The 14,482-nt window shown below is 55.9% G+C and carries 10 protein-coding genes; 4 read left to right on the top strand and 6 right to left on the bottom strand.

The genetic code is table 11. From position 1 onward, the window contains the following. Positions 1–102: 102 nt before the first annotated feature. Positions 103–1,626 carry a glycogen synthase GlgA gene (glgA, locus tag CEE69_RS19095; protein WP_099262218.1) on the bottom strand — a complete coding sequence of 508 codons (1,524 nt, stop codon included), beginning with the start codon at positions 1,624–1,626 and terminating at the stop codon, positions 103–105. 162 nt (positions 1,627–1,788) lie between these two features. Here glgA and CEE69_RS19090 point away from each other — a divergent pair, with 162 nt between their 5' ends. The 3 genes from CEE69_RS19090 (at position 1,789) to CEE69_RS19080 (ending at position 7,326) form a co-directional block, all read left to right on the top strand. Then, on the top strand, positions 1,789–5,133 hold the full coding sequence (locus CEE69_RS19090) for a serine/threonine protein kinase (protein ID WP_233215400.1): 3,345 nt from the start codon (positions 1,789–1,791) through the stop codon (positions 5,131–5,133). A gap of 191 nt (positions 5,134–5,324) precedes the next feature. Beyond that, a complete protein-coding gene (locus tag CEE69_RS19085) occupies positions 5,325–5,864 on the top strand; it encodes an RNA polymerase sigma factor (protein WP_099262217.1) in 540 nt (179 codons plus the stop codon). Beyond that, positions 5,854–7,326: a hypothetical protein gene (locus tag CEE69_RS19080; protein WP_099262216.1), complete on the top strand. Its 1,473-nt coding sequence runs from the start codon at positions 5,854–5,856 to the stop codon at positions 7,324–7,326. Before CEE69_RS19085 ends, CEE69_RS19080 begins: the two co-directional genes overlap by 11 nt. An 87-nt stretch (positions 7,327–7,413) precedes the next feature. Here CEE69_RS19080 and CEE69_RS19075 read toward each other — a convergent pair whose 3' ends face one another. The 5 genes from CEE69_RS19075 to nadC form a co-directional block, all read right to left on the bottom strand. Then, positions 7,414–7,698 carry a DUF1559 family PulG-like putative transporter gene (locus CEE69_RS19075; RefSeq protein WP_233215399.1) on the bottom strand — a complete coding sequence of 95 codons (285 nt, stop codon included), beginning with the start codon at positions 7,696–7,698 and terminating at the stop codon, positions 7,414–7,416. A 22-nt stretch (positions 7,699–7,720) separates the two neighbouring features. Beyond that, positions 7,721–9,856: a prolyl oligopeptidase family serine peptidase gene (locus CEE69_RS19070; protein ID WP_233215398.1), complete on the bottom strand. Its 2,136-nt coding sequence runs from the start codon at positions 9,854–9,856 to the stop codon at positions 7,721–7,723. 140 nt (positions 9,857–9,996) lie between these two features. Continuing rightward, entirely contained in the window at positions 9,997–10,572 is a 576-nt protein-coding gene (locus tag CEE69_RS19065; protein ID WP_099262214.1) for an NYN domain-containing protein, read from the bottom strand. 24 nt (positions 10,573–10,596) lie between these two features. Continuing rightward, a complete protein-coding gene (locus CEE69_RS19060; protein WP_099262213.1) occupies positions 10,597–12,105 on the bottom strand; it encodes an undecaprenyl-phosphate glucose phosphotransferase in 1,509 nt (502 codons plus the stop codon). A 57-nt stretch (positions 12,106–12,162) separates the two neighbouring features. After that, the gene (nadC, locus tag CEE69_RS19055) at positions 12,163–13,098 is read right to left on the bottom strand and encodes a carboxylating nicotinate-nucleotide diphosphorylase (protein WP_099262317.1); all 936 of its coding nucleotides are present in this window, start codon (positions 13,096–13,098) and stop codon (positions 12,163–12,165) included. Positions 13,099–13,382: 284 nt separating this feature from the next. On the opposite strand from nadC, the gene CEE69_RS19050 reads away from it, so the two are divergent. Next, positions 13,383–14,480, top strand: a complete 1,098-nt coding sequence (locus CEE69_RS19050; RefSeq protein ID WP_233215397.1) for a peptidylprolyl isomerase — start codon at positions 13,383–13,385, stop codon at positions 14,478–14,480. Positions 14,481–14,482 lie beyond the last annotated feature (2 nt).

Genomic DNA, 14,482 nt, shown 5'->3' with positions numbered 1-14,482 from the left:
GGTTACACCTCCCCGCTCAGTATTCGTCCCTGCAATGTAGCAGTCTAGAATCGAGATGCATCCCCATTCTAGCGCATCCGCCACGAAAACGGCGGTCTCTGATTAGTTTCCCGATCGCCTTCGACGATTTAGGGAAATTGTGCGGGCATAAAGCTGAATGTATTGGTCTGCACTTTTCCTCCACGTCCAATCCTGCGACATCCCAAATTCGACAAGATTTTTCCATTTTTCGGGAGAGTGATATCGAAGCTGCAGAGCCCGGTTGATCGCGTGGTCAAGTGCGCCCGTGCTGCTGTCATTCAAGTGAAAGCCAGTGGCGAGATTTGCCGCAACGTTCTCCGGAGTTGCATCCACGATTGTGTCCGCTAAGCCTCCGGTCTTGGTCACAACGCATGGCGTTCCATAGCGAAGGCTATAGAGTTGGTTCAGCCCGCAGGGTTCGTAGTGGCTGGGCATGATGAACATGTCGCTGGACGCTTCGATGCGATGAGCCAGTGCATCGCTGAAGCCGATGTACGCTGCCAATTGATCCGGGTGCAGCTCGGTCAGTTCACGCAATTGTTCTTCGATCTTGGGATCACCGCTGCCGAGCACCACCCACTGCGTCGGACGCGATTCAGCAAGGTGTTGACGCAGCACCGGAAGAATCAGGTCCCAGCCCTTTTGATCAGCCAAGCGACCGATCAAACCCAGCAATGGAACGTCAGGGTCTTGGGGCAATCCCACTTCGGCCTGCAGGGAGAGTTTGTTGTCGATTTTGGCGTCGGCCCAATCGGTGACGCTGTAGTTCCGTTTGAGGTGCGGATCGGTTTCGGGATTCCAAATGCTGGTGTCGATCCCGTTGATGATCCCTGCGACTGGTTGCGAAATGCCTTGCAGGATCGAGTCCAGACCGCATCCATATTGTGGCGTTTGAATCTCGAGAGCGTACGTGGGGCTGACCGTCGAAACGACATCGGTGGTCACCACGCCGGTTTTGAGAAAGTTCAGCTGGTTGTAGTACTCGAACGATTCTGGTCGGAAGTGATCCCAGCTCAGGCCTGTCCATGGAAACGCATCGAATCCGAAGTTGCCTTGGTACGCCATGTTGTGGATCGACAGCATCGTCGCGACGGGCTGAGTCTTGGACGCCTTGTCCGACTCCGCTTTCATCAATGCTGGTACCAGTGCGGATTGCCAGTCGTTGCAGTGCACCAAATCGACTGGATAACCGAGTCGCGTCATCGCGATGATCGCGGCGCGGCAGTAAAAGATGAATCGTTCGGCGTTATCGTGGTAGTCGCCGTTTGCGTCGCCATACAACGACGGTCGCCGGAAGTATTGCGGTTGGTCGATGAAGTAAACCGGGACGTCGGCCGAATCCTCTGGATCGTTGGGATCTTTCGGTAGCTGGCTTTTTAGCAGGCGACATCCAATCAGCTTTTGATCGGACATTGGGACCGCGAAGCTGATGTCGGTCGTTTCGATCGGTTGCAACGAACGTTCGATCGACGAAAAAGCGGGCATGATGACCGCACAGCGGTGGCCTTGGGCGGCAACCACTTTGGGCAGCGTGCCGCAGACGTCGGCTAATCCACCGGTTTTCGCGAATGGGACAGCTTCGGTCGTCAGGTAGACGATATTCAAGGCAACGGTGGGGTTCTACAAGGTTGCGAATCTGGAAAAACATCGGGACGAAGAACATTCGTCGAAAAGGCATCCGGTGTCGACGTGACAGACAGAATAAACTAGGTCAAAGTTCTATGTGATGCCGGTTGAACCGGTCTGCCGTACCTTCTTCTCGTCGCCATGCCGCTGCAACTTGTTGATTTTTGGAAACGGATGGTCCAAAGCGGACTCGCCGACGCCTCCGTCCCACCAATCTGGGCCGCCGATTTCGCGAACGATCACGGGGGACAACCGCCTTCGGATCCCGCGTCACTGGCGTCTTGGCTGGTCAAAACCGGGCGTGTCGCGAAATATCCGGTCTCACGGTTGTTGCGTCATACCACGTGGGAATCTGATTTCCCTGACACGCCGATCCTGCGGATTCCGCCGCTGACGCTGGTCGCAGCCGATAAAACGGCTCCTTTTCCGTTCTCTGATTGGCAAACGGTGGTTTGCGACTCTCCGCAACCTGGTGGAAAGCCGAATTCCGGTTGGTTGCGACAAATCGATCCGGCTGGGTTGCCGGCCGAAGCCGCTGAGAATTTGCGTTCGCATGCCGAGCTGACGCATCCGTCGTTGCAACCCATCGAGATTTTGCCGTTGCGAAACGGTCCGCTGGGAGAACCCATCGGCGGCCGTCGCGATTTCGCAGGTGTGTTCAGTTCGTTGCCGGCTGGGAAATGCTTGGATCCGCCGAAGCAACCCAAATCGGTCCAACAGATAGTTGCCGGGATGAACCCGCTTTGCGACGCGCTGACCGCGATGCACTCGGGCAAAATGGTGCATGGGGAAGTTCATCGCGATCGCGTCTGGATCAGTGAAACGGGTCAATGGAGTTTGCTCCGAGATCCGTTCGCGTCGCTGGCAAATGCGGCTGGCCAAGGTGGCAAACTCAATCGAGATGCTTGGCTCGAGTCATCGCCAGATTACCAATCGAATTGGTCTCCAGAACGGCTCGCTGATTCCGCCGGTCACACGCTGACGGTTTCCGATGATGTCTTTTCGCTGGGGTGCTTGGGATATGAATTGCGATTCGGTCGACCGGCATTTGAAGGTCCGTCACGAACGGCGCTGCCTTCCGAGTTGACTACCGCGGTTGGGCAAGGTGCGACGGGCGATCCATTGTGCCGAGTCTTGGCGGCAGCTTTGGCGAAGGATCCAAACGCCAGGTTCGCAAGTGTCGACCAGTTCGCTCAAGCGTTGAAGGTGGCCGCGTCGGCGACTCCAGAAGAGGCAACCGTCCAGCAGCCAGTTTCAGAGAAACAACCACCAGCCAAAAAGCAGGCACCGGTAGAGAAGCAGGTACCAGTTGAGAAACAGGTAGCAATCAAGAAGCAGACACCAGTTAAAAGCTCGACCGACGCGGACAAGCCTGTGGTAGTTGAGGCAGCGGTTGCTAAGGCAGTGAATGTTGAGGCAGGCAAGCAAGCGACTGCGCCGACCAAGCCCAAAGCGGATCTCAAAAACGAGTCCAAGCAAACCACTCAAACGGCAGACGCATCCAAGCCAGTGCCTGCACAAAAACCGCCCACTGAACCAAAGCGTTCAGTGGAACCAACGCCGAGCACTCCATCCGAGAACGAGGAGCAACCGGCGTCCGTGAAGACTGGAGTCGCGGAACCAGAAGTAGCAAAGACGGAAGTGGTGGAGGCAGCTGCCGCTGCGACGTCAACGACTGATGCTAGCGAACCGGCCACAACGCCAATCAAACCTGAAGCTGAAGAGACAGTTGCTGGCTCAGTTGCTCCCACACGCCGCCGACGAAAGCGACGCAATCAAAAAGCTTGGTACGGGATCTATGCGTTGTGCATTCCTGTGTTGGTGCTGGTCGTCGTGTTGGCAACGCGAGACAAGACTCCGCGAGAGATTGCCAAACGAGTCCGTCCGCCGGTCCCCAAGTTCATTCCTCGCGTTTCGAGCGACACCGACCGACCAACGACGCCTGTTCGCTCGCCCGCTCGTCGGCCTGAGCCATCCACCACCGGCATTCAAGTCGTCGACAACGAACAAATGCTGTGGGCGCCGCCGGACTTGCAAGCCGATGGCGAGCAGGTCAGTCGAGCCACCGGCTTGTTGCCTCCCGGTCCAGCGGCGGTGGTGACGATGGATTGGCAGCGACTTCATCAGCTCCAACTCTTGGAGTTGTTCGGTCCCGAAACGCAGGGATGGTTGGAGACGTTGAACCAATGGACTGGCGTGTCGTCCGACACAATCTCTCATGTCGCATTGGCTTGGTTCCCCGGACAAGAAGGCGTGCCCGAAGTCGCCGCCGCGATTCGATTGAGCGAGCCGAAGTCGTTGGAAACGTTGCTCGACGCCTGGGACGCTTCCGCCGCGCGTGGTCCCGGCGGCGAGACGATTTACGCCGGCGACACTCGCGACGCCTTGGCGTACTATCCAATGTCCAAAGGGCGTCCCGCCGAAGCCGCTGAAGATCTGGTCGACGCATTCGCCGTCGGTTCCATTGCTCGCATCGGTGAAGTCGCCGAGATGGGCGGTGCGCCGGTTGTGTTGCCTCGACTACTGGAAGAGCTGTGGCAGTCCGCGCGACCCGATGATGCGATTGCATTTCTGACCCAGCCCAATTTTCTGGTGAGTGATGCGAGGCGTTGGATGGACGCGACATCGCCGGCTTTGATTCCCTGGATTCGACAAAACCTGCTGGCTGATTGCGGAGGTATGTTGGTTCGGGTGGCATCGACGTCTGAGAATTCTTCCGATGATGCGTCGGCTGATCCAGCGGGATCGTACGTTGAGGTTCGCTTGGCATCGGCACCCGGCGTCAACCCAACCGATTTGGCAACGCCGCTTCGCGAACAACTCGACAACGCACCGCGATGGGCAGAAGACTTCCTGGTGACGCGGGACATCGATCCGTCGTGGCGTTTGCTTGCCGCGAGACTTCCATCGATGTGGGCGTTCGCAGAAGAAAACGTGCGTGCCGGTCGCGTGGACCGAAATGTGGTTTGGAACGCGTACCTCCCGCCACTCGCGTTGCCGCAATTGACGTTGGCAACGTTGCTGGCAACCAACACGACGACCCAACCAGTGTCCGTGTCGATGGCGAACAACCAAACCAAACTGTCGATCGATGAGATGCTTGACCGGAAGATGTCGGTCAGCTTCGACCAAGAGTCGTTGCAGTTCGCGGTCGACACGATCGCCGAAGAGTTCAATCGCGATTTGTCGTCGGACAATCAACTGCCACCGATCGAGATCATCGGCGGCGACTTGCAGAAGATGGGCATCACCCAGAACCAACAGATTCGCGACTTTGCAAAGAGCGACGTTCCATTGCGAACCGTGCTGACGGATTTGGTTCTGGGAGCCAACCCGGACCGAACCGCAACCGGACCGGACGATCCCAAGCAGGCTTTGGTGTGGGTGGTGAAACCGGACAAATCGGCGATCTTGATCACGACACGTTTGGCGTCCGACGGCCAGTACGAATTGCCATCCGAGTTTGTCCGCCAAGCGAGTCCATGACCGCTTTCGTTGCATCCACTCGCGCTGGGTGAAGCTCACGTCACTCAAGGCCGGCAGGTGTTTTTCGCCGGGGCACGCAGGTTTTTCAACTTTATCCGTGAACTTCAAACTTTTTGTGTAATGGGATCGCTGCCAGCGGTACCAACACAAATAGAGAGACTTCTTACGGATCCCCTGAGCGAGAGCTACTGGTGCAAGAAGAGGATGCCAAATCGCTATTCATTGATTGGCTGGAGAGGCACAAAGCTTCGGTCGTTCAGGTAGCGCGTGCTTACACGCTTGGCAGTGAAGAAAGCCAGGATCTCGCTCAAGAAATCTTGCTTCAGGCATGGCATTCGTTGCCTCGTTTTCAGGGGCAAGCCAGTCCGGCAACATGGTTTTATCGCGTCGCACTGCATACTGCGATGAATTGGCGACGCAAGGATCAACGTCGAAGGACGTGTCAGCAACCATTGCTCGAAGTGCAAACCATTCCATCCGAATCAATCGATTCCAGCCAACACGCTGAGCAGCGTGAAACGCTGGAGCAACTGTACAAGGCCATTCATCAGTTGCCGAAATCCGATGTCGCGTTGGTGCTGCTGTACTTGGACGAATTGTCCTACCGCGAAATGGCCGGCGTGCTGGGGATATCTGAGAGCAATGTCGGAGTGAGACTCGGTCGTGCAAAGAAAGCACTCGCCGAATTGCTGAACGTCGAAGTCGCGGAGGCCCAGCACCATGAATCTTGATAAGTTTCAAAGAGCTTGGAAGGCCGATGCATCGGAGTTGAAAGTGACATTCGATGCCGAGTTGCTGTCGCAACAGGTCCAGCAGTCGCATGACCAATTTCGCAACATCATCTTCTGGCGAGATGTGCGTGAAGTCGGCGTGTCACTGCTGATGATTCCGATCTGGTTGGCCATGGGCATCGGCATGTCGTTGCCTTGGTCGTGGTGGTTGACTGTTCCGGTGTTGCTTTGGATCGCTGGCTTCATGCTGATTGATCGCAAGCTGCATCCCAAGGCGCCAAGCGATCCTGGTCAGCCACTTTTGTTTTACGCAAAAGAATCGCTGACGCAGGTCGAACATCAAATTTGGTTGTTACGGAACATCTTCTGGTGGTACCTGCTTCCGTTCACCATTTCGCTGATGGCGTTCTTCATCCATGTCGCATGGAACACCACGGGGACTTGGTGGGGATGCATCCTTGTGACGACACCGTTCGGGGTGTTTCTTTTTTATCTCTACCGCAAGATTTATCGACTCAATCAAAAAGCGGTCGATGAGCAGCTTCAGCCGCGGCAAGAACACTTGCAGAGGATCGTGGCAAACCTGGAAAGTGATGATGCAAGCGACGGCGGCGAGGTCGATGACCTGGTCGAGCTGGTCTCGTCGCTTGTTGTGGACGAACAAACGTCAGGGGACATTCCTGGCGGGCAAGATTGGGGCTCATGGTCTGAGAATTGGAACCGGATCGTGCCCTCGTGGTGGATGGCAGCGATGATTTTGGTGCCAACTTTGGTGGGAGGGTACTGCGGATATCGGTTTAGTTTTTCGCAAGCCGGTCCGGTGTTCTTTCAGTCGGTCGTCGCCGCTGTCATTCCGTTTGAAATCATGTTCTTCGGACGTTGGTACCTCATCTCCAAACGCTCCAAGGAGAAACCACCGACGGATTCGGTTGCAAAGCAGATTGGTGCTCCGGCGATCTTGGTGCTGATCCTGATCTTCGTGATTTCCACCCTGGCTGTCGCAGCTGTCTTCTCTTTTGTCGGGCACGCGCGATCGGGAGGATCGTCTGATACGGAAGCCGTCGTTGTGGCTGATTCTCCCGTGAACGCAGGCACGTACGCCAAGGTGGCTCCGTTCTCAGACGTGCGTTGGGAAGGCGATCTGCCAACGATTCGTCTGACGGACGGTTGGGCTCAGCTCAATTCAATCGATGGGATCCCAATCCAAGACATCATGTCATTTGCTAACGAGCAATATGGATCGACGGCACGCAAACGCTTCACCGAAGACTTCGTGGAGGTGGTTTCAAAGATGGGGCACGATCTGGATTGGGAAGTGGAGCTGGAACTTCAATTCCCAGACGGCGAGGTCAAAACGGTGCGAGAACAAATGACCTTGGTCTATCAACGATTGGCCGCCTTCAATCTTCAAATCCGGACTCAATACAACCTTTCACAAGAAGAGCCCGACGCCACGGAATAGCGTCATGACAGTCGGGCTCCAGCGATGAGTCTGCTAGATGGGCATTCGAATCGGATGGAGCTGAATTCCAACCATTCGCATAACGATTTAGAAACCGTCGGAGTCGATGACTTCGCCACCATTGCGGCTGCCGAGGGCGTTGTAGATTTCCGCATCGATTTCTTGCGTGATCGCACGCACGCTGCCGTCGCACAACGCGAATTGAGCGAGTCCGACGTGGGGAGCAGAGAGCCCTTTGTCATCGCCATCGAGTTGGTTTGGACGAAACTGAGTTTCGAACAGCACCATGTGACCATACTCACCACGCTTTCGAACGCCAATTGGGAGACGCCGAACGAACCGTTTTTCGTGCGTTTCAAACTCGATGATCATCAAACGCTCACACCGGATGGAATCACTCCGGTTGCCATGCTTCATCGAAGAAGCCCGCCGCGATGACCTTGCCTGGGTCGCGGAAGGTCGAGCCTTCGCTGACATTCAAGATCGCCCAGTCGGGTAGCTTGGGGGTCTGGCGTGCGTTGTTCAAATAGTCGTATTCGCGAAACGTGAATCCGCTGTTGATCACGACGTAGTGATTCGGGCTTTCTGGGTTGGGGTAGATCATCACTGGCACGTGCCCTGCCCCGTCGACCTCATTGTTTCCAATGCGGATTTGTTCCTGGGTCCAGTTCAGTGGCAGTTTGGATAGCAGCTTTGCAATCACTTGATTGCTGGTGGCATCGCCAAACAAAATCACGTTTTGATTCGCCATCATGGCCGCATCGACTTCCGTGTCTTGGATCACACGAATGTCACCTCGGAAGTGCAATCGCCAATGATCCATGGCGTGTTTCGATTCCTCTTGAATCCACTTTTCGACGATCGGATCGGTGGAGGTTCCCGATGGCATCACGAAGACAAATCGGTCCATGAAGGCATCGTCGATCGGCCCTTGAAGCCCAGGCCGCTTGCGAAGCGAAGTGGAGTCTTCGGTGGCGATTTTCCATTCTCCGTCGTACATGAATTCGGCGGCGAAAGAACGATCGGATCCCACCATGGGGTCGTTGCTAGCGTCGGTGACGTGGTTGCCGTTGATCATCACGCCCACGCGTCCGTTGGGTTTTCCAGGCCACTGGCCTGCGTCGAAGTTCAGTCGCAGTCGAGTCGCGTTTTCGCACTCGATCTCAATCTGTTCGCTTGAGTCAGCGGGATGTCGTATCACCGCTGCATCAACGGTGGCCGGTGACCAGTGTTGTTGCATGCCAGTGACTTCGATCCAGTGCATCTTCGAATACCGCAACGTCATGGTTGTCAGGTGGACGTTGCGGGGAACGCCGGGCTGAATCTGTTGTTCGATCAAATTCAACCGACGTGCGATTTCTTGCTTAGCATCGGGATGGATCTTGTGAGCGGTTTGAGGACCGATCAAGTGCACCAAGTCGATGCCGTGTTTCTCCAGTTCTGATTCCATGACATCAGCGGCCTGCTTTTGTCGATCGATTTCGCCGCTGTAGGCGATCGTCGGCAGGTTTCGCAGATTGGCCGCCCACGGTGGGCAATCGTAAAGTTGCCACAATGTTTTTTGGTGGGAGGGAGCGGTCCCGGCGGCGTCTTCGCCTTGGAACACTTTCAAGAACAGCTGCGTTTCGGAGAATCCTGCGCCGGGCGTGGCAGCAAAGAATCGATCGGCATAGTGCGTCGCGAATTGCCAGCATCCCGCGCCACCCATCGAAAACCCGCGAATGGCAATGCGTTGATCATCGATGGCAACGCGGCGCTGAAGGTAGTCGATCAATTCCAGAACATCGACTTCTCCGGCGAACTTAAACGCGTTGCTATAGCGGCCGTATGGATGGGCGACGATGGCGGATTGGGGCATCGGTTCGTTGCCCGTTCGGTATCGGTCTGGCCGGTTGCTGTGTTTGTTCAGAAACGCCAACTCAGAAACCTTTTCGCCTCGGCCGTGCAGCCAGACATCCATTCGGATCGGCAACGTGTTCACGACGTTCACGTTTGCTGGAACGACCACACCGTAGGGTTGAAACGAATCGTCGATCTTGGATCGATAGCCACCTGCAATCAGTTGCTTTTCGTTGCTCGTTTCCAGTCCCACCACCTCGGCCCAGGAGGCACCGGCGGCGATCCGGTCGATTCGTTCGTTGGCAATTTCCAACAATCGATCGGCGTCCGACAATGCTTTGGGCGAGTAAAAAATGGATTGCTCGATCGTCATCTCCACCGCACGAGGGAACACCAGGACTTCGGGTTCGAGATCGATCAATCGAGCCAGTGCCGTTGATCCTTGTTTGTCCGTTTTCGCGGCGTCGACCAATTGCTGCCAGCGTTTCCGAACCACGGCGGCTTTAGCTTGCAGAGCATCCACGGCTTCCGCGTCGACTTCGATTCCTGCCGGCGGAATCGGACGAACGTTTTCGGCTTGGTTGTCAGCCGGTCCATCAGCCAGCACCGGGGCCGCCGATGCGATTGCGAGACATCCGAAGGCAACCAGTCCACGAGTCAACACCAGAGCCATTTCAGTCAAATCCGCCAAGAGTCAAAATTCAAAAGGGACCATCGGTCTACGAAGGCCACAGCATACATGGGAGGCCAATGCGAAACCTGACGATCGCGAGAGTGCATTCGTGGCGTCGGCTGAGTCAGGTTTGGGGTGTTGTGATCGCGTTTCCGCTCTCAGTCCGAACCGTACTGATCGAGCCACTTCTGGATTTCGTCGGTGTCCAGCATCGCGTCCAGGGTTGGACCGCTCGAGGCCGCTTCGTCGGATGATTCACCAGATGGGCTGTCGGACTGCTTGGGACGTTTTCGTTTGGAATTCGCTTTCGGAAGCTTGGCCATTTGGATTTGCCCATCCAATAACGCGTCCAACCAAACATCGGAATCAATTGGCAACGCTTTCTTGCGTTTGGCGGCGGCATGCAGACGATGATCGGAGGACACCACCGTCAATGACTTTGGATTTGGATGTTGGAAGATCAGTTCTTCGATCAAGTCGTCCGCTTCTGGGTAGCCGACCGCGAAACGAACATCCATGTCGGCGAACGACATTCGATCGCTCACGCCATGTGGCGGATTGCGAGCGTCAAAGACCACGCACGTGCGAGTGCGAATGATGTCGGTCAGATGTTCCGACAATCGGTTGAGTAGCAACTGACGTTCGTCGTGCAACCAATTCGTGGATGCACCACGCGAAGGTGGAGCCACCGGCCCGATCACGTTGTATCCATCGATGAGCAGCAGTGGGAACATGTGACATCGATGCCGGGAGTTGAGTCAGTACGCTTCGGGTTGTTTCCAAACGACGAGCAGTGTTCGGAACAAAATTCGAATGTCGAGCGAGAGGGACCAAGAACGAATGTATTGGTGATCGAAATGGATTCGCTGTTCCATTTTGTCGACCGTTTCCGTCTCGCCGCGACAGCCGTTGACCTGGGCCAGTCCGGTGATTCCCGGTTTGACCTTGTGCCGCATCATATATCCACGGATCAAACCGCGATATTGTTCGTTGTGGGCGGAGGCGTGAGGTCGCGGTCCGACTAACGACATCGACCCCTCAATCACGTTGAAAAGTTGTGGCAGTTCGTCCAGGCTGGTTTTCCGAAGGATCGCTCCCAGAGGGGTGATTCGAGCGTCGTTGGCGGTGGCTTGTTTGACAACGGCACCATCGTCGCAAGTCGTCATGGACCGAAACTTCCAAACCCGAATCTCTTGTCCGTCCAACCCGTAACGACGTTGTCGGAAGAAGACTGGACCGGGTGAGGTCAGCTTGACTGCCGAGGCGATGGCCAGCATCGGAACAGAGATCGCGAGCAATCCTGCGGTCGCGATGATCAGATCCGCCGCTCGTTTCGCGACGCCATCGATGCCAAACATGGGTGATTCAGTGACACTGACGGCAGGCAATCCGCCGACTTGTGTCCAGCGAGCGTGAAGCAACTCAAACACAAAGAAATCGGGGACGATGTACACCGACGCCGTCGAGTCGCTCAGTTCGTCCAGCAAATATCGGATTCGTTTTTCGGCTCGCATCGGAAGCGTCACCAGCACCGTTTCGACTTCGCCCGAACGTGCCGCCGCGATCAGGTCATTCAAGTCGCCTTGAAGATTAGTCGCGGGCTCTGTTGTGGTTGAATTCAGTTCGCCCGAGTCACCTTCGTCGGATGCATCATCGTTTGCCTGTGCATCGCGGGTCAGATTGCGATCGTCGTAGAAACCCGCGAATTGCAAACCGAGTGATGAGTCTGACTCGATGTTGGAATGCGTTTGGTGACCCAGCGTGTTGCAGCCCGCGATCGCGACGCGGCGAACACCGACGCCGCGACGAAGCAATCCGAATTGCACGATTCGCAAACACATTCGTGAAAGTCCGATCATGGCGGGACAAAGCACGCACCAAGAAAGAATCACGGATCGGGCAAAGTATTGGCCGTAGCGAGTGGCGAACGCGATGACTCCTAGAACCAGGATCGTCATCGTCCATGTTGCCAGCACTCGAATGATTTCGCTGTCGGTGCAGGCGCGGCGGTCGCCCCGCTGCAGTCCCGTCAGTTGGCTGCTGAGAAAGAACACGATGACCGCGATCAAACCCATTGCGAACGATGCATCATCGACATGACCTCTCGCAGCGAATTTGACCATCACCAAAGATGCCAAAATCGATGCCGAATCCAGGCACGGTTGGACAAAGTCATACCAGTGCCGGCTGCCCAGGATGGACACCGATTGAGGTGAATCGGCGGACTTCGACGATGCAGGCGGAGCGTCCGAGTGAGTTGACGGCATGGTCGGTGTACAAAGAGGAAGTGAATGACCGCTACCAACGGCCTGATTTCCCCAACACTAGGTTGCGAACCCGTCGAGCCAGTCCATCCCCAGGTCCAACCACGTCGCTTGATGCGTCAAAGCTCCACTGCTGATTCGGTCCACGCCAGTCGCAGCGACATTGCCGATCGTATCAATCGTGACGTTGCCGGATGCTTCCAAGTCCAGCGTCACACCCAGCTCATCTCGTCGAGCGACCGCGGTGCGAAGGTCGTCCAGTGTGAAGTTATCCAGCAGGACGATGTCGATGCCAGTCATCGCGACTTGTTCAAACTGTTCCAGCGTGTCGACTTCGATTTCTACCATTGGTGGAGCGACCAAATGATTGACGCTGGCTCCCCGCATCGCCACGGCTCGCGTTGCTGCTTCGCCGGCGGTCAGTTTGGACGACGGATCATTCTCACTGCGACCAAGGGCGAGGTGGTTGTCTTTGATCAGAAACCCATCGTACAGACCGGTTCGATGGTTGTGCCCGCCACCACACCGGACCGCGTACTTTTCAAGACGGCGCCAACCAGGTGTCGTTTTGCGAGTGTCATAAAGTCTGGCGGAGTGTTCTCCGATTGCTTCGACGTAACGTCCCGTGAGCGTCGCGACCCCGCACAAACGCGAAAGGATGTTGAGCAACACGCGTTCGCTGGTCAGCAGGTCTCTGGCGGAACCCGTCAGACGCACGATCGGTTCACCGGGAACCAACGGAGCACCTTCTTCGATCAAGACCTCCACCTCCAGATCCGCGTCAAACTCATCGACGATCCACGGTGCCAACGCGATTCCCGCGGCGATGCCAGTGCAGCGTGGAACGATTTGGCATGCGCCTCGACGCTCGGGGACGATCATCGCGACGGTGGTCCAGTCGACTGCGATATCCAAATCCTCGGCGATCGAAAGGCGAACCAATTGACGCAAGTCATTTTCGAGGGCGTCGTCGAGTTGGACGGGGCGATAATCCATGGCGTTGATTCGATCGAAGTGGAGCAGTTTCACGGTCAATGTTTCCCGCATTGTTTCGGTTGTCGACGATGCCAGCAATGCACCACAACGCGGAAAGCAGGTGAAAACGGTGTTCATCCATTGATTGTCACCAAATCGCGGTTGCCAATGGGTGGCAGGATTTTCTACAAGCCGAACTTGTCCTTTTTTTTCCGTCGCGAATTGGGGTCACCATGCCTTCGCTCTGCCATCACATCGTCCCTCGTTGTTCCGTTTGGATTGCGTTGGCGATTGGAGTGATCTCCATGGCATCGCCGACGGTGCATGCGCAGGTACCGACGCGAGCCGAAGTGGACGCTGCGAAAGCGGTGCCTTTGCCATCGGATCCGGCAACGGTGATGGCGGTTGTCGGCCAAGGCCGCATCCTGCTCGGGGAACTCAGTCCCAAGGTCGATTCGCGAATTTCGCAAGTCCTCGCTCAAACCAACGAAAAAGTCCCGGACGACCAATTGCACTTTGTGCGTTTGAAGATGACTCGTGGACTGTTGGCTCAAACCATTCAAACACGCATGCTTCGCGAAGCATTTTTGCTGGATCAAGTTGGCACCGCAGCCGCCGACAAACGTCGCGAAGCCGAAGCGACGATGTCCGCCAAAGCACGCCAGATGTTTTACGAAACAGAACTTCCCAGCCTGAAGAAGAAGGCGGGGGTGGACTCCAACGGCGAACTCGATGACATGCTTCGAAAAGAAGGTTCGTCGCTTGCACTTCGCCAACGCGAATTCATGGATCAAATGCTGGGCCACTTGTACATTCGTGGCAAAGTCAACAAAGACCCTTCCGTACCGCTCGCGGAGATTGTCGAGTACTACCAAACGCATCGCTCGGATTACGAGCACAAAGCGCGTGCTCGTTGGGAACAATTGACGGTCATGTTCAGCAATCATCCTGATCGACAAGCCGCGATGAAGGTGATTTCAGACATGGGCCGCGAAGCGTTGTACGGCGGTAGCATGCAAGCCGTCGCAAAAGCAAAAAGCGAGGAACCATTTGCCAGCTCAGGTGGTTTGCACAATTGGACAAACCAAGGTTCTCTGGCCTCGACGGTGCTCGATCAAAAGATCTTCACCTTGCCCACCGGCAAGATGAGCGAAATCATCGAAGACAAGGACGCGTTTCACATCATTCGCGTTTTAGAACGAGAAGACGCAGGAGTTTCGCCAGTGGGTGAACTTCAGGACGATATCTCTGAGGTCCTTCGCCAGAAGAAGATCCTGGCGGACCAAGAAAACGTGATGAAAGAAGTTCGGAGCCGAGTGCCAGTTTGGTCGCTCTATCCCGAAGACTTCCCCGGTGCAAAACCGCTGATGCAGGTGTCCGCTCGGCCGGCACTGCAAAGGTAGGC

This window comes from Rhodopirellula bahusiensis (assembly GCF_002727185.1).
GTDB classification, from domain to species: domain Bacteria; phylum Planctomycetota; class Planctomycetia; order Pirellulales; family Pirellulaceae; genus Rhodopirellula; species Rhodopirellula bahusiensis.
The sequence above is the reverse complement of the archived record's forward strand: the minus strand, read 5'-3'. Positions and strand labels throughout refer to the sequence as shown.